Annotated in this window: 30 protein-coding genes; 26 read left to right on the top strand and 4 right to left on the bottom strand. The window is 36.7% G+C overall.

Annotated elements, in window-relative coordinates:
* Nucleotides 1-25 precede the first annotated feature (25 nt).
* From FFR60_RS19510 to FFR60_RS19420, 19 genes are all read left to right on the top strand, one after another.
* On the top strand, nucleotides 26-427 hold the full coding sequence (locus FFR60_RS19510; protein WP_137665448.1) for a hypothetical protein: 402 nt from the start codon (nucleotides 26-28) through the stop codon (nucleotides 425-427).
* Nucleotides 428-459: 32 nt separating this feature from the next.
* On the top strand, nucleotides 460-789 hold the full coding sequence (locus FFR60_RS19505) for a hypothetical protein (protein ID WP_137665447.1): 330 nt from the start codon (nucleotides 460-462) through the stop codon (nucleotides 787-789).
* 31 nt (nucleotides 790-820) lie between these two features.
* The gene (locus FFR60_RS19500) at nucleotides 821-1,186 is read left to right on the top strand and encodes a hypothetical protein (RefSeq protein ID WP_137665446.1); all 366 of its coding nucleotides are present in this window, start codon (nucleotides 821-823) and stop codon (nucleotides 1,184-1,186) included.
* 71 nt (nucleotides 1,187-1,257) lie between these two features.
* Entirely contained in the window at nucleotides 1,258-1,629 is a 372-nt protein-coding gene (locus FFR60_RS19495) for a hypothetical protein (protein WP_137665445.1), read from the top strand.
* A 23-nt stretch (nucleotides 1,630-1,652) separates the two neighbouring features.
* Nucleotides 1,653-2,105 carry an ArpU family phage packaging/lysis transcriptional regulator gene (locus FFR60_RS19490; RefSeq protein WP_137665444.1) on the top strand — a complete coding sequence of 151 codons (453 nt, stop codon included), beginning with the start codon at nucleotides 1,653-1,655 and terminating at the stop codon, nucleotides 2,103-2,105.
* 106 nt (nucleotides 2,106-2,211) lie between these two features.
* The gene (locus FFR60_RS19485) at nucleotides 2,212-3,552 is read left to right on the top strand and encodes a DNA cytosine methyltransferase (RefSeq protein WP_137665443.1); all 1,341 of its coding nucleotides are present in this window, start codon (nucleotides 2,212-2,214) and stop codon (nucleotides 3,550-3,552) included.
* A 102-nt stretch (nucleotides 3,553-3,654) separates the two neighbouring features.
* Entirely contained in the window at nucleotides 3,655-3,942 is a 288-nt protein-coding gene (locus FFR60_RS19480; protein WP_137665442.1) for a hypothetical protein, read from the top strand.
* An 88-nt stretch (nucleotides 3,943-4,030) separates the two neighbouring features.
* Nucleotides 4,031-4,372 carry a hypothetical protein gene (locus FFR60_RS19475; protein ID WP_137665441.1) on the top strand — a complete coding sequence of 114 codons (342 nt, stop codon included), beginning with the start codon at nucleotides 4,031-4,033 and terminating at the stop codon, nucleotides 4,370-4,372.
* A gap of 93 nt (nucleotides 4,373-4,465) precedes the next feature.
* Nucleotides 4,466-4,744, top strand: coding sequence for a hypothetical protein (locus FFR60_RS19470; RefSeq protein WP_137665440.1), 279 nt, complete (start codon nucleotides 4,466-4,468; stop codon nucleotides 4,742-4,744).
* 18 nt (nucleotides 4,745-4,762) lie between these two features.
* Nucleotides 4,763-5,005, top strand: coding sequence for a hypothetical protein (locus FFR60_RS19465; RefSeq protein WP_137665439.1), 243 nt, complete (start codon nucleotides 4,763-4,765; stop codon nucleotides 5,003-5,005).
* 1 nt (nucleotide 5,006) lies between these two features.
* Complete coding sequence (locus FFR60_RS23010) at nucleotides 5,007-6,992, top strand: DNA cytosine methyltransferase (RefSeq protein ID WP_137665438.1); 1,986 nt, start codon at nucleotides 5,007-5,009, stop codon at nucleotides 6,990-6,992.
* 64 nt (nucleotides 6,993-7,056) lie between these two features.
* The gene (locus FFR60_RS19455) at nucleotides 7,057-7,734 is read left to right on the top strand and encodes a winged helix-turn-helix domain-containing protein (RefSeq protein ID WP_137665437.1); all 678 of its coding nucleotides are present in this window, start codon (nucleotides 7,057-7,059) and stop codon (nucleotides 7,732-7,734) included.
* 16 nt (nucleotides 7,735-7,750) lie between these two features.
* Nucleotides 7,751-8,308 (top strand): hypothetical protein, encoded by a 558-nt coding sequence (locus FFR60_RS19450; RefSeq protein WP_137665436.1) that lies wholly within the window; start codon nucleotides 7,751-7,753, stop codon nucleotides 8,306-8,308.
* Between the two features lie 95 nt (nucleotides 8,309-8,403).
* Nucleotides 8,404-8,868: a hypothetical protein gene (locus FFR60_RS19445; protein ID WP_137665435.1), complete on the top strand. Its 465-nt coding sequence runs from the start codon at nucleotides 8,404-8,406 to the stop codon at nucleotides 8,866-8,868.
* Between the two features lie 155 nt (nucleotides 8,869-9,023).
* Nucleotides 9,024-9,248, top strand: coding sequence for a hypothetical protein (locus FFR60_RS19440; protein WP_137665434.1), 225 nt, complete (start codon nucleotides 9,024-9,026; stop codon nucleotides 9,246-9,248).
* Between the two features lie 37 nt (nucleotides 9,249-9,285).
* Nucleotides 9,286-9,585 (top strand): hypothetical protein, encoded by a 300-nt coding sequence (locus FFR60_RS19435; protein WP_137665433.1) that lies wholly within the window; start codon nucleotides 9,286-9,288, stop codon nucleotides 9,583-9,585.
* A gap of 96 nt (nucleotides 9,586-9,681) precedes the next feature.
* Nucleotides 9,682-9,915, top strand: coding sequence for a hypothetical protein (locus tag FFR60_RS19430; protein WP_137665432.1), 234 nt, complete (start codon nucleotides 9,682-9,684; stop codon nucleotides 9,913-9,915).
* Nucleotides 9,916-10,308: 393 nt separating this feature from the next.
* Nucleotides 10,309-10,542: a hypothetical protein gene (locus tag FFR60_RS19425; protein WP_137665431.1), complete on the top strand. Its 234-nt coding sequence runs from the start codon at nucleotides 10,309-10,311 to the stop codon at nucleotides 10,540-10,542.
* Nucleotides 10,543-10,609: 67 nt separating this feature from the next.
* Nucleotides 10,610-11,008: a hypothetical protein gene (locus tag FFR60_RS19420; RefSeq protein WP_137665430.1), complete on the top strand. Its 399-nt coding sequence runs from the start codon at nucleotides 10,610-10,612 to the stop codon at nucleotides 11,006-11,008.
* A gap of 227 nt (nucleotides 11,009-11,235) precedes the next feature.
* Here FFR60_RS19420 and FFR60_RS19415 read toward each other — a convergent pair whose 3' ends face one another.
* From FFR60_RS19415 to FFR60_RS19400, 4 genes are all read right to left on the bottom strand, one after another.
* The gene (locus FFR60_RS19415; RefSeq protein ID WP_137665429.1) at nucleotides 11,236-11,826 is read right to left on the bottom strand and encodes an SOS response-associated peptidase; all 591 of its coding nucleotides are present in this window, start codon (nucleotides 11,824-11,826) and stop codon (nucleotides 11,236-11,238) included.
* 112 nt (nucleotides 11,827-11,938) lie between these two features.
* Nucleotides 11,939-12,172 (bottom strand): hypothetical protein, encoded by a 234-nt coding sequence (locus tag FFR60_RS19410; protein WP_137665428.1) that lies wholly within the window; start codon nucleotides 12,170-12,172, stop codon nucleotides 11,939-11,941.
* The gene (locus tag FFR60_RS19405; RefSeq protein WP_137665427.1) at nucleotides 12,159-12,677 is read right to left on the bottom strand and encodes a hypothetical protein; all 519 of its coding nucleotides are present in this window, start codon (nucleotides 12,675-12,677) and stop codon (nucleotides 12,159-12,161) included. Before FFR60_RS19405 ends, FFR60_RS19410 begins: the two co-directional genes overlap by 14 nt.
* Nucleotides 12,661-14,037, bottom strand: coding sequence for a Y-family DNA polymerase (locus FFR60_RS19400; RefSeq protein ID WP_137665426.1), 1,377 nt, complete (start codon nucleotides 14,035-14,037; stop codon nucleotides 12,661-12,663). The genes FFR60_RS19405 and FFR60_RS19400 overlap by 17 nt, the downstream gene beginning before the upstream one ends.
* 148 nt (nucleotides 14,038-14,185) lie before the next feature.
* On the opposite strand from FFR60_RS19400, the gene FFR60_RS19395 reads away from it, so the two are divergent.
* The 7 genes from FFR60_RS19395 (at nucleotide 14,186) to FFR60_RS19365 (ending at nucleotide 18,247) form a co-directional block, all read left to right on the top strand.
* A complete protein-coding gene (locus FFR60_RS19395) occupies nucleotides 14,186-14,665 on the top strand; it encodes a hypothetical protein (protein WP_137665425.1) in 480 nt (159 codons plus the stop codon).
* Nucleotides 14,666-14,915: 250 nt separating this feature from the next.
* Nucleotides 14,916-15,644: a hypothetical protein gene (locus FFR60_RS19390; protein ID WP_137665424.1), complete on the top strand. Its 729-nt coding sequence runs from the start codon at nucleotides 14,916-14,918 to the stop codon at nucleotides 15,642-15,644.
* A gap of 196 nt (nucleotides 15,645-15,840) precedes the next feature.
* Nucleotides 15,841-16,953, top strand: coding sequence for a recombinase RecA (recA, locus tag FFR60_RS19385; protein ID WP_137665423.1), 1,113 nt, complete (start codon nucleotides 15,841-15,843; stop codon nucleotides 16,951-16,953).
* A gap of 43 nt (nucleotides 16,954-16,996) precedes the next feature.
* Nucleotides 16,997-17,176 (top strand): hypothetical protein, encoded by a 180-nt coding sequence (locus FFR60_RS19380; protein WP_137665422.1) that lies wholly within the window; start codon nucleotides 16,997-16,999, stop codon nucleotides 17,174-17,176.
* Between the two features lie 17 nt (nucleotides 17,177-17,193).
* Complete coding sequence (locus FFR60_RS19375; RefSeq protein WP_171004983.1) at nucleotides 17,194-17,355, top strand: hypothetical protein; 162 nt, start codon at nucleotides 17,194-17,196, stop codon at nucleotides 17,353-17,355.
* Between the two features lie 137 nt (nucleotides 17,356-17,492).
* Complete coding sequence (locus FFR60_RS19370) at nucleotides 17,493-17,732, top strand: hypothetical protein (RefSeq protein WP_137665421.1); 240 nt, start codon at nucleotides 17,493-17,495, stop codon at nucleotides 17,730-17,732.
* Nucleotides 17,733-17,914: 182 nt separating this feature from the next.
* Complete coding sequence (locus tag FFR60_RS19365) at nucleotides 17,915-18,247, top strand: superinfection immunity protein (protein ID WP_137665420.1); 333 nt, start codon at nucleotides 17,915-17,917, stop codon at nucleotides 18,245-18,247.
* Nucleotides 18,248-19,345: the final 1,098 nt, after the last annotated feature.

The raw sequence follows: 19,345 nt of genomic DNA, 5'->3' as shown, positions 1-19,345 counted from the left end.
ATATTCTAGAAAGGAAATGATTGTAATGACTCAGAAGAAAACCGACGGCTACTACTACTTTAAAGATAAGGATGGTTCGTCAGGATTTTATCAAATTGATGGAGAAAGAGAGCTTGATGGATCTGTTAAGTTTCATCTAGTAGATAAACAAGGAGAGGTGGGGCCAAATCTTAGCTATGAAATCAGTGCAGCAAGGCCTGAAAACACTTTTGGCAATGAGGTGGCGATCAAAATTAGCGAGCAGGAAAAAACAGAATTCTTGCTAAATAATCGTTTGATTGAAAATAAATCTGAAATGACATTTGAATCCGATGGTGAAAAATACGCAATACACCAATTGACTAATGTTGGGAAGCTTCATGCTTCATTCTTTAAAGATATGGACCAAGTAGAAGAAATAGAAGAGGACTATGAAATGGGTATGTGATCATACCCATTTTTATTTTGGAGGGAATTTTATTGGAGAAGAAAATACACCAAGAGTTTTCTGGTGAGATAAATGGACAACAATTTCAACGTGAAGAGGTCTATCAATCAGTGAGCAGAATGTTAGATGTGCTGGAAACAAATTACGGAGTGGATAGTAATGATCCAGAATTGACTGAAATTCTACATGATATGCAAAGTGATGCGTTACAAAATAATCGTGATGGGAATGATCTTATCTGGCAGAATGAACAATCAATTGAATCTTTGGAAGAAATAAAACTATGTCAGATGACTGATTTAATTGAGAAGTTAGAAGAACAAGGAATTCAATTTGATCAAGATATGGAGATTAACTATTAATCAGCTATTAAATGTTTAGGAGGACGGAATCATGAGTAACTATATAGGTTATGAAATGTGGGGTAGTCTACTGCACGGCCGAGAGAATAGTGGCTATAGGCAGATTATTGAATTTGAAGGGAATACTGAGAACTTAGCAGCATTTATCGCTTCGAGAGAATTTCGTTCAGAGTATGTGGTCACAGATACTTTTGATAATCCTGTACTCACAACTAATGGAAAAATGATTCAGAATTGTGTAGATAAAGAATTTTTAGTGAATGATCTTTTGCCTAAACTAATACCGATGCAACGAGGTGATCGAACTATTCCAGAAGTAAATACTGTTCGGGAGGTGTTTCTTGGGGACGTTGCAGCAGAAAGAGAGACAGAAGAAGAGAACGAACTAGAATTTTGATCATAGTTTGGTATTGAGGGAATCACAATAACTTTAGAGGTTGAAAAAAAATATTAGGAGTGACAATAGATATGTGTGGGAAATATATAGGATTTGAATTGCCAAGTTACGGCACACCTTATGAAAGAGGAAATAGCGGTTATAAAAGGGCTATTGAAATAGAAGGTGAAACTGAGAATTTAGCGGCGTTTATCGCGTCAAGAGAAGATAATTCAAGATTCATCATTACGGATGAGTTTGACAAGCCATTCATTGAAACTCGAGGGACCTTCATATTTAGTTGTAGAGATAAAGAATTTTTACAGAGTGAACTTTTACCAGAATTAATTCCACTTCAACGTGGAGACCGCGTTATTCCAATGGTTAATATTAATCGTGAACTGTCAATGGAAGAGTTTAGAGCAGAGAGGGAAGCGGAAGAGGAAAATGAATTAGAAATGTAACTAAGTTTTGCTAGGAGTGAACTATGGAACTTTTTGATGTAGATAAATATCAATTGCCCGATGTGTCTGAAATTGATTGGAACAAAACTATTGAGAATATTGGAATCTTTCTCAGAAAATATAAGGTTTCGAGAGAGAGGATAGGGGTGCCTGATTTCCCTAAAATGACAGATCGATTTACTTTAGCCAATGATGAGTTTCTTGATTTGAAAGAAAAAAAACTATCTGTATTCTATCGCGAATATGTTGAATTACATCAGCTGTTCATAATCGGTTTTTCAGCGATCGTTCACCCGTTTAGACCAGAAACATCTATTAGGCGTAAGCAGGTATTCATGCTGAGATACGTCTACGGGTTCTCAATTGCGATCGTTTCTGAACGGATACATTACCAGAAAAACATTATTTTAGAGGATTCAAAGACTGCTGTTATCCAGTTCGCTGACGCCTTATCACTGCTTGCTCTGAAAAGATAAACTATTATGGAACTCTCTTAGGACACTGAGCCAACAGAATGCTCTGTATTCTGATATGTATCAATTGAAATATCTTTATTGTGTGCACACATAAGAAAAGGTTCAAATGGAACATACAGAAAAATATCAGAGCTTAACATTTATTGATTTGTTTTCGGGTATCGGCGGATTTCGTTTGGGAATGGAGAAGGCCGGTCACCGGTGTGTAGGTTTTTGTGAGATAGATAAGTATGCACGGACCAGTTATAAATCAATTTTTGATACTACAGGTGAGGTGGAATTACATGATATTACGACAGTCACAGATGAGTCTATTCGAGCTATCGGAAGTGTCGATGTTGTCGTTGGCGGATTTCCGTGTCAGGCTTTCTCAGTTGCTGGGAAAAGAAGAGGTTTCGATGATACTAGAGGAACTTTATTTTTTGAAATTGCACGCTTCGCATCTATTCTCAGACCAAGCCTTTTATTCCTTGAAAATGTCACCGGATTGCTCAACCACGAGTCAGGGGCTACGTTTGAGACAATCTTGCGAACGTTGGATGAACTCGGGTATGACGTTGAATGGGAATGTATTAACTCAAAGGCTTATATTCCTCAAAACAGAGAGCGGCTATTCATTGTCGGACATTCTAGAGAATCAAGTACCCGAAAAATATTTCCTATCAGCAGATCTGACACAAAGGCTGATAAAAGAACAAAAATAGAGAAAGTCGGGAACATTAGGAAAATGGGGAAATCTCAGAGTGGTGATGTTGTCTCCCCGAAAGGAATAGCACCTACTATGTGTTCAACGACTACTCAAAAGGACCCGTTAAAGATAATTGTTCCGACATTGACTCCGGGCCGGTTAAACAAAAGACAGAATGGCCGACGTTTTAAGAAACCCGATGATGAGATGTTTACTCTTACTGCACAGGATACACATGGAATTATGATCCATAGCCGCCTACCTGGTGAATTTGATCAAGCTACAAGAGTTTACGATGAGGAAGGAATATCACCTTGTCTTACAACAATGAGTGGTGGAGATCAAACCCCAAAAATAGCCATTAAGGAGGCAACTAGTTCGGGATACAAATATGCTGAACCTGGTGACAGTGTTAACACGGCTTTTCCGGATTCCGACTATAGAAGAGGTCGCGTCGGAAAAGGAACAGCTAACACCATTTTAACCAGCAGCCAACAAGGAGTGCTGACTGAACAACTACAAATCAGAAGACTAACTCCTTTAGAATGTTGGCGACTACAAACTTTTCCGGATATCGCATTTTACGCGGCCAAGTTCGGAAGTATGGAAATTGCAAAAGAGATCATTAATCAAGCATTAAATCATTATGAATGTTCGTTTGAACAAAAAATGTCTGATTCTCAACTCTATAAACAGGCTGGAAACTCAGTTACTGTCGAGGTTATTTATCAAATTGCTAAGAACTTTTCTAAACACTAAAAAACCAATAGCAACAGTTAACAGCAAAAGATTGCGGTTAACTGTTGCTATTTGCGGTTAACAGGCGTATAATTAAATTATCAAGTAAAGGAGGTACTACATATGAGTGGAGTTTTAGTAGTTGTGGATTTTGGAGAAGATGCAGAGGATTTGAATGACTCTTATTTAGCAGATTCACCTAAACAGGCGGTAGATAGATGTTTAAGAGAGTGCAAGAGGATTATGGATGAACTATTAGCAGCTGGTTTTAGATGTAAGCTTCATGTAAGAGAAGATCAGATGATTGTTGAAAACGTAGATGATCATTCAAAGATTAATTTCTTCTTTCAGCCGCTCTTTGGACAAAAAAAAGAGCCTGTTCTTTTTGGGGAAGAACAAGCAGTGTTGTAACCGGAAGTTTGGGAACTTGGCTACTACTTCAGTATATCAGACTGAGTAGTAGCAATCTACCTAGTGATATTTGAATGGAGGATTACTTTTGAAAAGAAAAGAATTAGAAAAACTATTGAGAATGACACAATTTGAAACGGTCATTATTATGACAAATTCAGCTATAACTACATTTTCACTAACACTTAAGATTAGATTCGTATTTTCTCATCCGACACTACTTATCGAAAATGTGCTTAAGAGTGAAGGGATTGAAACAAACGAGGGAGTCTTTGAGTTTATCAAAAAAGAATGCCAGAAATCGATTATTGATACAGAATTTCTAGCTTTGAATCCTATCACAGTTATTTCTGTGCTAGAGACAACCAACAATGGACTAAAGCTTGGAAACTTAGGAATGAATACTAATTTAAACGAAATCTTTAGCTAATAAGACTTTAGGAATCAGGAGGGTACTCCTGATCCTGGGTTGTTTTTCTAAAGAGTGTAGTTTTCTAAACTTACTAAATGGAGGAATACATCAATGGAATCAACAAAACTATTGTTATTAGATCAGTTAGGGAAAAAGAGAAGCATCAGAGGAATTGAGACTTTTCTCAAAAGCCAAGGGTTCACAATCGTTCAGCAATCCGGCGAAGATTATAAGGTGTGGTATAACCGCCGTGATCTTATTACTGTCAAAGTTGTCGAACCAAGGCCAGAGGAATCGCTTGAGCTATACATGGAAGATGAGTACGACTTACTTGTTGGCCGCTATTCATGGGGAGACAAAATCACATATGAAGTATTACCAAATCTGTAGTAGAAAAGAGGATAACTTATGAAATCACAACAATTTATTAAGAACATTGGTATTTCAGTATACTATTTGACACTTATTTATATTCTTTCACTAGTTGGACGTATGCTTCAGCCATTTTATCCAGTTCGCGCTGTGATCTGCACAGCACTTACAATTTGCACAACTTTTTTCTTCATAAACTTTGCCATGAAAGTGATTCTAAAAATGGATTTTAATGAATGGATGAAGAAAGGCAAAGATAGTAAGGAATGTGATCACTAAGATGGTTAAAAGAAAAACAGTAAGTGAAATCATAGTAGATAACTTTGCCGGCGGAGGTGGGGCAAGTACGGGAATCGAACTTGCGATCGGTCGTTCTGTAGATATAGCGATCAATCATGATCAAGATGCAATTGCGATGCATGAAGCAAATCACCCGAACACTAAACACTACTGTGAGGATGTTTTTGATGTTGATCCTAGGAAAGCAGCCGCCGGTAGACCAGTCGCTCTTGTTTGGCTATCACCTGACTGTAAACACTTCAGTAAAGCCAAAGGTAAAACTCCAGTAAATAAAAAAATTCGAGGCCTTGCGTGGGTAGGTGTTCGTTGGGCTGCTACAGTGAAACCTCGTGTGATGATTCTGGAGAATGTAGAAGAGTTTAAAACTTGGGGACCATTAATTATGACTGAAAATGGACTTATGCCAGATCCGAAACGTAAGGGGCATACATTTAAATCATTTATCAGAGCGTTAAAACGACAAGGCTATCATGTTGAGTTTAGAGAACTAAGAGCTTGTGATTACGGCGCACCAACGACACGAAAAAGATTTTTCATGGTTGCTAGATGTGACGGACGCCCAATAGTATGGCCGGAGCCGACACATGGACCTAGAAACAGTGAGGAAGTTAAATCAGGGAAATTGAAACCCTATCATTCTGCCGCTGAGTGTATAGATTGGAGTCTTCCTGGTAATTCAATTTTTGGAAGAAAAAAACCGTTGAGTCCAAATACTCTGCGGCGCATTGCTAGAGGATTAAAAAAATTCGTTATTGATAATCCCGAACCTTTTATTGTTACTGTTAATCACGCTGGAGATCAGTTTAGAGGGCAAAGTATTAAGGAGCCGTTGCACACTGTAACGAGCAAAAATGGATATGGAGTGGTTTCTCCATACATTACACGGATAGGGCAAACTGGATTTGGTGGCGATCGCTTATCGTATCCACTTACAGGACCATTGACAACAATTACTACAAAAGCAGAGCACTGCCTTATTTCTCCAACGCTGATTCAAATGGGGTACGGAGATCCGGAAGGTAAAAGAGTTTTAAACTTAGATAATCCTCTCGGAACTATCACAGCTGGAGGAAATAAGTTTGGACTAGCAACAGCTTGGGTTAAGAAGGATTACAACACTTCAATTGGTGATGATCTAAGTGATCCGCTATCAACAATTACTAGCCAGAGTAACCACCATTCATTGATGACAGCACACCTAGCAGTGAACAATACAGGGCATCCTGGAACAGATATCGAACAACCACTCTCTACTATTACCACAGGGGGGCACCACATGCTAATTTCGTCCTTTCTTAGCAAGTATTACGGTGGAAATTATAAGGGCGCTGGGGTCGATTTAAGAGATCCTACGGATACAGTTACTTCAGTTGATCATCATTCAATTGTATCTGCTTTTATCAGTAAAACTTACGGCGGACAAACAAGGTCAGTTGCCAGTGATGCTCAAGATCCACTCCATACAGTAACAATGCGCGGTGGTCATTCTGTTGTCGAAGTTGAAATGGAGAAAGAAGCGCAAAGGGACCTTGAGATTCAATTATTCTTTGAAGAGTATTACGATAAGCCAGTTTTTGGAGATAGAGAAACAGCATTTTTAACCAAATACTACGGATCGGATATTGGACAAAAAATTGATGATCCATTGCATACAATTCCGACTAAAGATCGATTCGGATTGATCAGAATTGAAGGTCAAGATTATAAGATTACGGATATTACTTTACGGATGCTGCAACCAAATGAATTAGCAAAGGCTCAGGGAGTTCCCGACACCTATGTGCTGGACAAAGATAAAGATGGGAAAAAGATAAGCAAAGCAAAACAGGTCGCTAGAATTGGGAATATGGTGGTTCCTCATTGTGCTGAAGCGTTAGTCAGGGCGAATTTACCTGAATTATGTAGCGATTCTCCATATGAAGAACAAGTAGAACTATTAAATGCTGATTTTGGCTGGAGTGGCTAAGAAGAAATCTCCCTCATTTTTGAGGGAGTAATCTCTGGCCGGATTAAAGAGGAGAGAAACTATATTGAAGATAATTATATTAACAAAAAACGTTTTAGCTGAAGTGAAACTTCAAAGCAAATTTCAGGAATTGAATCATGAAGTTTATTGTAGCAAAGTATTTTTAGATAAAGTTCTCATGGAGAAAGCAGCGGGAGAACTAAAAATATTTGATGTAGCAATCTTGAGTGAGAGTATCCCGAATAAAGAGGTGTTCGAAATTGGTCCAATTTTAAGACAATTGGGCATTAAAGTGTTAAGAAAAACAGCTAATTCTGTTAGTGAGCAAGAGACAGACTCAATTCAAGAAAAAGTAGTTGATGGCTGGATCAGCAACATTTCAACGAAGGATACTTTGCGAGAAGATCTGTGTCAAATAAAAAAAACTTTGTTGTTACCAGGTACGATAAAAGGTTCAGATTTTGTGGAAGAGAATTATGACTTTCAAGAATTTAGACAATATCTTTCAACCATGGAAAGAGAGGTATTCGATAGGCTATTTTCTTCTCGTGGAGAGTGTGTTTTAAGAAAACACTTATATGCATGTTTATGGCAGCACGAGCCAACTACATCAAATGTCGTTCATCTTTCTGCACTAATTAGAAAACTCAGAATCAAAATACGAAAATTCAATCAATTGGATGTTCAGATTGTTACCGTTCATGGAGCTGGCTATAAACTCGAATGTGGAGTAGCAATTTAGTAGAAAAGAGGACCAGATGGCAAAAACAAATTTAACAAAATTATGCGAAAGCGCTTTGTGGAGAGAAAATGATAAGCAGGGAATTTTTGGATGTTTTGAGGTTGCAATTGGTTACGAGGGAAAAGAAATTGTAGATTTTATTACTTATAAAACAACTGGTGAGCTCAGATGTTATGAGATAAAAGTTACTAAAGCAGATTTCAAGAGCAGGGCTAAACTTTCCTTTTATGGTGATTACAATTATTACGTAATGCCAGTTCATTTGTATGAAGAATTAAAGTTGGAATATCAGATTAAGGCTGAGAAAAACCATTTTTTTAAAGATGAACCCAAAAAGGCCTTTGAGATTCAGATAAAGAATATGGGGGTCGGGATATTACTAGTTACGCCACAGGGAAGTATCAGGAAAGGAATTGGACCAAAGCGAAAGAGTGTGAATTTATCAATGAGATCAAAACTGATAGAAAGCATGGTCAGATCGTTGAATAGAGAAGTTGGGAAGTTTTATAAAATATCCCCCTATTGGGGTGATGATGTGTTACTACAAGAACAACTAGAACTAATAAATGATTAATGTGGAATGAAATACCGGAAAGGATGATTGATCAAATTGCAAAGAACTCTGAACTATCCAGAAAGCAAAGGGAATTAAGTCGAAAAGGAGATACTATGGAACAAATAATTGAAGGGTGGGTCGTAAAAAGTGACGATCCTTTTAATGATTTAGATGAAATATATTTAGTAGATCGTAAGGATGGTGAAATTAGGGACGAAGATGAAGGCCGGCAATTACATATGTTAATTCCAGAGGCTTTGAAGAAACTCGGATTTGATTATTCAATTGCAGAGGATCATGAAGAAATAGATTTGGCCGACACGTATATTGCGGATAATATAAAAATTCAGATATATGCGAGTGAGAACTACAATTCACTCGACGAGATGAAGAAAAAAACTATTTTTGCTTCGTTGGGATTGCTAGAATTCTCAGACAGCTGGTTTGGATACTCGGAATTCACAATCGATGCCATTAACACAGTAACGTTCAAACTAGGTGGCCATGACTTACTACAACTATTAGAACAACATGAAGGGCGATACGTCTACCTAATTGTTGATCAAATGAATATATAGATTATTAGATTTATCAAAGAGTATCAATGACAGTATGGGTGAATTGTTAGATTTCTCGAAGTGAAGTTACAATGCTTGTTATTGAAAAGCTATTAGATGTTTTAAAAGTGTCGTATAATCAGTAATGAATAAAAAGAAACGAGGGAAATCATATTATGGCAGAAGAAAATAAATCACTCTTAGCTGATCAATCAGAAATCGAATGGCTACTTTTCAAAGCACCTGTTAAGAACACAGATATTGCTAAAGCAGCTGGTATGTCAGATTCAGCCGTTGGAGCACTACGAAGAAAAGATAGTAATATTCAAGAGATGCGCTTCAAGTTCGCAGCAGCACTAACAAATTATGCATTAGAGCTAAAGAAACAAATGGAATTATAGAGGATTGTAACGTGTGTTTACAGAAAGGAGAATTAATATGTTGGATATGATTAGACTACTACTTGGTATCAGTATGACAGGTTTTGGATCATTACTAGGAGGTCTTTCTCAACAGTTGTTTTACTCTACAGGTATTGCCGGAAATATTTTTGCCGCAATTTGTCTGTTTATTGTCGTTTTGGTTGTTTCGTTGGTTTTAAGAAACTTTGGATTAGTAGTTATTGGTGTACCGTTAATCATTCTAGCCTATATTTTCCTTAAAAACGTTATTCCAGTGGTAATTCTAGTTTGGGCACTCTACATGATTATTCAAACCAGGAGAGGGAAAGTATTCTAGTTTATCTTTGGATATTTAGTTATTAAAGATAATAATATCGCAAACGCGATAACTTGGTTTAATTTAGATTATGTCCACTAGCGGAAAGGAGAAGCCATGCAAAACACACTTTATGAAGAATTTTACATTTACCTACCAGGAGTCGAATTGAAGTTTGAAGGAGAAGATGCTCCGGTTGTAAAGCAAGCCTATTATGACGCAAAAAGAAGGAAACTTGAGGAAATCGAGTTAGATAACTTAACTTTTCAAAAGGCGCGTCTTGAGCGAAAACTAAGCATTAAAATGGACAAAATTTTGTATACTGAGAGTTACTTTAGAAATGTTCTGTAAGTGGACGCAATAAGGTAGTTTGGTTTGGAGCTAGCAAGAAACTATTATGTAAAATAAAAAAAGATACCGAAGTATCTTAAGACTGTTTTTTTCAATAGAATCACTCCTTCTAAAGTTTACCGTTCCCTTTCCTATAGGCTAGATTCAGTTGCAGTACAAAGTTGATAAAGAAAAGTAAACTAGCGATTTTAGGGAGATACCCAGTCCTAAAAAATAGAAGTAGTGAAAAAATAAAATTTAGTAGCGCAGAGTAAAGGAAAACGTTATTCATATTTTTCATTTGGTATACTCCCCCTTCTTTATGGACGAGATTATACGCTTATTACTAAAATATTGGAAGAAAACAGCATAGCTCCTGTAAATGGGGCGATAGCGTAGGAAAGGAAAATCAGAATGGATATTGATTATGAAGCTTGTTGGCAATTACCTGTTTCTTCAAAAACCGACCATGCATTTTATATTCCAAATAATGCCAAATTTCATTTTTTCGTAGATTCCTTTAGTTTATGCGGTAAATACGAGCAAACCAAATTAGTATTTAATAATTTCTTGAGTAATGATAAAGAAGACGAAAAGTATGATCACTTATGTAAAGCGTGTCTAAAAAAGAAGCAGAAGTTGGAATGAAATAGGTCTGCTAGCGGACGGAATAGCTTCTGTTTGGAGCTATCAAATTACTTTTAGAAGGTGAATTATGGCTTATAACATCGAATTAATTATTCAGTGGAAAGACCAAGAAACAGGCGAAACAATTGGAATTGTTCACGAGAACGAGTCAAAAAACAGTTTCACCACCTATGAAACAGGCCAAAATTTCGAAGTGTATTCGGTTCGCAATAATCGCGGATGGAATCTCATGCCAACTAAGGTGTTACTGCATACAGCCAACTCTAAAGAAGAGCAAATGTTTGTAGTAGAAGCTATCAGAAATAGGTGTATGGAACTTGTTTCTTTGAAAAAGCAGTTAAGAGTAGTTAAGAGATTGGAAGATACTGAGTTAATAATCGAGAGACTAAAACAGAAATCCAAAAAAATTGAGTATCTAAACATTAATCAAATTGTCCAAGAGTTCAAAGATCAAAGCAAACGATAGTAACAGATCCGTTAGCGAAGACTATCAGGTTAAAATAGATAGATTTTTACTTAGATCAAATGATACTCATCTTTTCCAGCTGCAGCCGGCGCCCAGGTCCTTTTCTGAGTATCAGTCTATTCGATACTCAGAATTCCGATCGATCGTGAAGATCCTGGAGATCAATTGAGTATCATTAAACAGAAAGAAGCAGCATACAATTTTATGTATGCTGCTTTTCTTTGGTCCTATGAGACTAGTTCACTATCAAGAGCTGACATTTCAGCTTTGATGTATTCTCTAGCAAAATCTATATCTGCAATCCAGTTGCCAATATCTTTCTTTTCTATGATCAACGGCATGCGATCATGAATTTTCGATACGGAACTGTTTGGATCTGTAGTCATTATGATTGATTCCGTTTCGATCCCTTCAGATGAATGATGGATACGATAGAATCCGGCCACGTACATTACTTTTCCTTTAGTAAAGAAATATTTGTTTTTGTCCTGGTCCCATTCGTAGAAACCACTCATGGGGAAAACGCACCTATTATCTTGAAATGGCTTAGCAAAGGTCCTTTTCTGTTCAACACTTTCAGATCGAGCGTTGATCATTAATTGGCCTTTTCTGAACCCTGTAAAGCCCCAGCGTGTGACAGCAGCGACAGGTTTATTATCCTTATTCCCACCGATTGTTATTACATGATTTGTTGGATAGACTTCACCTGAAGCTATTTTTTCAGCGAGCTTTTCTTCTCGCCTAGCTTGTTCTTGGATCTTCTTATAAAGTGCGCTCAGTTCTTCTGAATCAAGATCAAAAAAGTATCTACCGCACATTTCGCGAACCTCCTTCAATTTGGTGTCCTACAAAGCGATTTTAAGGTCATTTTAACTTGTTGTGTGGGTAATTACACGAAAGACGCTCTCAGAAACCGCAGTATCAGTCAGCTTAAGAGTATTGATGAATGAAATAATCAAATTTTCCTTGCTTTTCGTCTTTTTCACTATCCGCTACGAGTTTTAAATAGAAGATTAGTCTATCTCTACCCACTTCATATTCTGTTTGCTCGCCGCAGCCGGTGACTAAATTAAAGAACGTGTCCTGATCAATATATTTAAACTCGTACAGCTGGATTACATTGAGTTCACGCAGCGCATATAAGCTTATCTTATTCAGATTCATAGTGCTCACCTTCTTCATAAAACGGTTGGTAAAACTCTCTGTCTTTTTCTAGTTGGATTTCGGGATCTGTTTTCTTTTCAGTATTAGATAATGTCTTCTTTGGTTGTTCAAACATATCAATTTCAAACCATTTAGATTTATCGATAATTTCTACATTTCGAACGTCCTGCCAATCAATTTTCTGGTTTTCAAAGACGAAATAATCCTGATATGCTTCACCGCTAAAGTATCCAAATTGTTCGTCAATTAAGCGGCCAAACTCGTCAACAATATTTAGCTGAAGAGCAATCTCTTTATGCTTTAAAAAAGACTCGGATAAACAAATATCTATCTCTTCCCTACTCATTAGGGGCTTTGCTGCATTGCTTTTCAAGGCATATTCTTCATTAGCTCTTACGCCTTTCATGAGATCGTCCATTGCGTATGCAGTTCCCCACTTTAGCCCGAATGGGCGATCGTGGAAATCGTTATAGTCTTGAAATTCTTTTTTAGTTCGCTTTACCATGCGGCTCACTCTCGATTCCACTCATGCCCCCGGCATGCCCTCCGACTAATGAACTACGAGAGATAGCTCTTGAGCCAGGCATTAGACTTGTACCGTGTACGATTGATTTGAAGCCGTATTTCTTCCGAATAGTATCAACAACATAGTCTATTTTCCGATTGTCTATTTGTTCTTGTGGATCTTCGAATAGATTCAGTTGCAAAGCATTCGTGAAAGTAAGTTTAGAGCAATTAACACCAATATTCCTTATATCCTGTCGTCTATAATGACGATCAAAAATAAGCAGCAGCGTTTCAGCTATTTCTTTGCTTGAATTGGTCAGAGGGAGCCGCATTTGCTGATGAAACCCGTGCTTTTCTGGATTTTGATAGTCTATGTATCCCATGGAGAAACCGATCCAAAGACTGACACATTCAGTCTTAGCACCCGATCTACGAAGCCTTGTAGCAACTTGATCGGCCATTTCTTTGATCACTGTTTCTATTTCGTCCCGTCTGGTGTAATCCTTGTTTAATACTTGGGAATTCCCTATCGACTTTGATTTAGACGCATATTTTTGACCTAAGAAACTCCGATCGATTCCCCATGCTTTCGCGTAAAGTTCGGTACCGACAACGCCTAGCTGGGTTTTTAGGCGCCAATAATCAGCATGTGCTAGATCATAGCCTGTCCTTATTCCCATTCTGTTTAGTCGTTTATTGGTCCGTTTTGCTATACCGCAAAGCTGAGTTAGATCCTGCACGTTCCAAAGTTTGTTCGGCACGTCTTCATAGCGAATCTCAGCACGCATATTTCTATTGTGCTTAGAATACAAATCTAATGCTGCTTTTGCTAACCAGGGATTGTCGCCGATCCCAACGGTCGTATAGATACCTGTTTGTTGCCAAACATCAATTTGAATTAATCGGGCCAACTGGTCCGCTGTTTCGCAGCCGTAAAGTTTGAGTGAATCTGTAACATCTAAAAAGCTTTCGTCTACACTAAATACTGCATGATTTTTTTCGTCAGCATACTTTCTGTATATGTTGTTAATCTCCATATTTTTCTGCATATAAAGGCGCATTCGTGGAGCGGCAATCACTAAATCCGCCGGATACGGGAACGGTAAATCACGAGCACGAGAAACGTTACTAATTTCAAATGCTTTTTTGGCCGCTGGTGAAGAAGCAAGTATTAGCCCACTCCCCCTCTCGGCCGGATCGTCTGATGGATAGCTCATGACCACCAACTTTGTAGATAAAGGATTTAGTCCGCGCTCCACACATTCTACGGAACTGTAGAAACTTTTGCAATCGATGCATAATATATCTCGTGAAGGTTCACGCTCGTAAATGAACTTTGGATTATCGTTCCAATCCATCTTTCTCACCTCCATTAAACTAAAAAACGAACGCCTGTTCGCTTTTTAGTTTAAATCGAGATTGTTTTTTTGTCAACGAATGTTTGCTGTGTAATTTTCCATAGTATAAAATTGGTGTAATACAAGCAAAAAATATGGGGTGTTTTTATTGAATATAAATTGGTGTGTTCCTATTTCATCGGTGATAACAAAAGAACTTAGTGGAATTTCAAGAGAAGGTTTAGAATATAGATTTAGAGAGGTTACATCTTCAAATATTAGCTTAATTAGTATGTTGACTTTGATTTTTGTATTAGCGGGTTTTGATATGACCTTACAAAATATTGATCTATCTACACGTGCAGATCAATTGAATATTCAACATTCAGTTATAAGGGATACTGAAGGCTACCAAAAATCTACTGACAAAGAAAAAAACGAATATCTGAACGGTATAACGAACTATTACGAAAAGGTACTTGGTAGTGATGTAAAGAACACGCCCTCTTTACTTGAACGTGTGTCAAATTATAATTCAACATTGGCCAGTTTTGTGGTAGTTCTTTATTTGTACTTGTTTTTCTTAAAGAAAGCTCGCTTAAAAGCCATATACAATGAGATTGAAAATTACATCGATAAAGACTCATGATAATAAAAGAGTACTTTTACACAAGGTGAATACGAGTGTATATAGTTAGTACCAAATGACTAGGAGAGATCACTTAGTTTGTATTTTACGGATGATTTCCAATCATCTGCTCGTTACCACTACTCTTATTTAACTATATACAAAAAAGCAACAGATTTTTTAAAATAGTATTCTGAACTAAAAAACTATTTTTCAGAACAATCAATCCATGGTTGTTTATATCTTCAGATAAATTGAAAGTGGTGATACATTGGGGAAACACACAAAAAAAAGATTCAATAATCTTCCTAGAAAGTTCGATAAAACTAAAGGAAACAAGATAATTTTGAAACTAAATGAATTTTGCAAATCTCAAAAAGGTTCGCTTCTTTTATTGGTCTTTCTATTAGAAATAATTGTAATCATGAATTTATTAATACTTTACTTTTTTCACTTCAACTTCGGAGAGAAACATTTGGATCTCATAAACATACTAAGTGAGATTGACATAGTGACTTGTCTTACCTGCGTATTTGTTTTGGATTTTACTGTTTTATTTGTAGCTGGACGATTTATTGAGGTTTATGAATTTTCTTATAACGTCGTACTTGCTCTTATAAACTTCATACTTGTTGGAGTGACGGTTTCTTTACTAGTTAGTCAACTTTATAATGTAGAAAAAATTTCCGTTGAAGATAAGTATGGAGAAAAATATAATTTGCTAGTTGGAAAAATCCCTCATTATGAAGTGATTCCAAATCCTTTAGAAGATAAAAGAGACATTATTCTAGAACAAAAGGACACTTATGATGTTTTAGAAAATTTGGATGATGGTTCAAAGGAGGATAAAACACTCCCTAGTGAGCAAAAGAAGTTTGTAAAATCCACCAGTATTGGTAACAAAAAGATTCTTTACCAAATAATTTCCCTTATTTCCTTCACGGCTCCCAGACTATTAATGCCTATTTTAGTGAAGCAAAGAAAAGAAACGTTGGACTGATTGTTACTTATGGATAACTAATTAATGGTCAGTTCAGGTAACTGTTTTTTTCTCAAATAATATATATTCCTACCTAGCAAGAAATTAGAACACTACTTGTTTGAGCTTTAAAAAAGTTAAAACTAAGGTATACTATTTATGAACGTACGTTCTTTTTTGCGAATGCTACGATTTACGAAGGAGAGACTATCTATTTATGGCTGAAAAGAAAGCAAAGTATGGTGCACCAGAACAACTAACAGATGATAAGAAGAGAAAAGCTGCTTTAGCAGATGCTCTTAAAACGATTGAAAAGAATTATGGCAAAGGATCAGTGATGAAGCTCGGGGAAAAGACTGATATGAATGTGGAAGTTATCCCAACTGGATCTATCCTCTTAGATGATGCATTAGGTGTGAGTGGCTACCCAAAAGGGAGAATAATAGAAATCTATGGCCCTGAAAGTTCGGGTAAAACAACAGTTGCATTACATGCTGCGGCTGAAGCACAGAAACTTGGAGAAACAGTTGCGTTCATCGATGCTGAGCATGCCTTAGATCCTGAGTACGCAAAGAATCTCGGTGTAAACATTGATGAATTACTGCTATCACAACCTGACACTGGTGAACAAGGGTTAGAAATTGCAGACGCCCTTGTTTCTAGTGGCGCCGTTGGTTTGATTGTTGTCGATTCTGTAGCAGCACTGGTTCCTCGTGCTGAGATCGATGGAGAAATGGGCCAAGCTCATGTTGGGCTACAAGCGCGGCTAATGTCACAAGCATTACGAAAATTATCAGGATCAGTCAATAAGACAAAAACGGTTATTATCTTCATTAACCAAATTCGAGAAAAAGTTGGCGTAATGTTTGGTAGTCCGGAGACAACACCTGGTGGCCGTGCATTGAAGTTTTACTCTACAATTCGCTTGGATGTCCGGAGAGCTGAACAAATCAAGAATCCCAAAGATTCGAGCGTCATTGGTAATGTGACCAAAATCAAAGTTGTTAAAAATAAAGTTGCACCACCATTCAAATTGGCACAAGTTGAGTTGATGTATGGTCAAGGAATTTCAAGAACATCCGAGGTAATCGATCTAGGTGTGGAGACAGATGTGATTAAAAAGTCTGGTGCATGGTATGACTATAACCAAGATTTGAAAGCACAAGGAAAAGAAGCAATGAAAAAAATGTTATCAGATAATCCAGATAAAATGAAAGAAATAGAAGATAAAATTAAACGGAAGCAAGCTGGTGAAGATATTTCAGATGAAGAGATCCTTGAAGAATCTTTTGGCACTGCTCGATTACCTATTGAAGATGAATCAGAGTAGTCAGCACTATGATCAAATAGAATAAATATTGGGAAGTGATCACATGAATAAAGCACAACAAGCTGCTGTGAAACTGATGGAGAATCAGCTAGAATCTGTAGGTTTCACAGCAATTCAAGCTTTAACAATGGGATTGAACTATTACAAAGGCGGATATTTCGATACGCTCAATGATAAGGAATTTGAGAAAGTTGTAAAAGTCTTTGTTGGAAAACATATGTAACTAAGGGAGTGATAATTTTGACGAAAGAAGAATATTTGAAGCAAGTGAATGCTCTTTTAGAGAAGGAAAATGTGAAGCCACACTTAAAGCTTCAGATAGTAGACACTGTGATTGAGTTATTGGAATATTACAGCGTTGAATTCGTTCGAGAGTTACTCCCTTCTCTATTTAAAATCTAAGAGAATGGTAGATTTTTTCAGGTTTATTTCTGTACTAACAATATTATTAAAGCAGTACTGAAGGGGGGGGCAAAGGGTATATGCATTTAACTGATGATGAATCAAAGCTATGAACCAATCCGAGTGGAGCATGTCGATTGAATATAGATCTTCACTACATACTCTATAAAAAGGATAATTGGGAGGATGTAAAGGAATTTTGTGAGCCTTTTTCCATAGAAAAATCTAGAAAGAATGTAAATGAAGGGCGTGCAGTTATTGATCTCCCAACAGGAAATGAGACCTTTGAATACGGAATAGTCCTTATCCGACTCGGAGATAAACGGATTTTGATTGTTACTCCAAGTGAATTTACCAATCTATTTTCACTAAAATAAATATTCCTAAATGACATCTAATATTTAATCATTTGTTAATTCACTGTATAATGGCACTGAACGAATATATTTACTCATCGTCTTTGTGTTCTCTTCACTGTGACTGATCAGGATACGAAGGTCATTAGTCGTAATGATAAAAATATGAAGTAATAGTTTACAAGTATAAGGAGTGTTATGGAATGATAGAAAGTTTAGGTGTTTTTTTGGTTCTACTCGGGTTGGGGATTTATATGATTCCTACAATAATTGCCTTGATTACAAAGAAAAATATTGTAATAGTAGCAATACTAAATATATTTCTAGGGTGGACATTAATAGGATTTGTAATAGCTTTAGTTTTTGCTTTTTCAGGAAAAACTACCAAAGAAAAGGATTTAGATAGTCGCCTGAAAGAAGCCCAGCTGGCACAACTTGAGGGAAGGCCGATACCTAAAGCACCACTAAAGGAAAATCCAATGGATGAACTTGCAAGAAAAACTCATGCGAACTACGCAGTCAAACCTAAAAAGTAAGACTACTAATTACAAGATAAAAAAGGCGATAGATAATATAACACAATCTGAATGTGTTGGGTTCAGATAAAGCAGCGGCATACAATAATAGGTATGCTGCTGTTTTTCTTATGCTGGATTTACAATCAAGCTAGTTTAAGAGATCTAATCTCACTTGAGATTTGCGAACAAAAAAAATTTGGTTGGTATCTATAATAATCCCCAAGTAGTAGATGAAAAGAATGTAACACAATCGGATTGTGTTGCTTTCAAAAAAAAGCTCTATGGAAAGCTCGTTTTTCCTCTGGCCCTGTCACTTTTATTTTTAGTTGGCGACAGTTTTCCTATTTAAATGGCGTGGATACAACGCATTCACAATAACTCCTTTAGAGGTACTGTGACTGTTCTGTCCTTCGCCTCATTTTTCATTAAACGGAGAAATAATATTAAATTTATTCAAAGAACAGAAAATAAGTGGAGAGATTCTCTTCTTTAAGAGAGAAAGAAGCATTTAATAAAACCTATTCTGAAAAAGAGAGGGTTTGATCACGTGCTATTTCTCCTCTAGCGCGTCAATGTATTAGATTCCTGCCATATTTCCTTGATGGTAAAACTTCGAATAGACACTGGAAACGATTAACTTTCGTTTGATAACTCTTGATAAAAGGATTTCTTTTTGAGGTCCTTTTTTTGTTTTTATCGGATTTCCTAAAAATGTACTTTTAAAGTACATTTTTAGGAAACCACTTAAAGCATACGCATGCTAAACTCCATTCTCTGAGAACTCTTGTTTGGGAAGAGAGGGATTCTTAGAGAACCGCTAGCCATAGGAGAAATGATTGGATGAATAAAAAAAAGCATCTCCTCGAAGTGAGGGGATGTTTTTCATAACTTATAAATTCAAATAATTATTAATTGTAACCAGTAAATCTCTTGGTTTAAACAAAACCAAGGGAACAGCTTGTTGTTGCAACCTATAAATAACGGTGTATATACATTTATTAATTATATTGTAATCGAACGATACAGGAAAATCAACTTTATTTTAATAATAACTGTCGCATTTATTCTGAATCTCGTTTGTTACAAGCAATTAATAGACACTCGAATGTTCCAAAT

The organism is Enterococcus hulanensis (genome assembly GCF_005405485.1).
GTDB lineage: Bacteria > Bacillota > Bacilli > Lactobacillales > Enterococcaceae > Enterococcus_A > Enterococcus_A hulanensis.
This window is presented reverse-complemented; position numbering and strand designations above follow the sequence as displayed.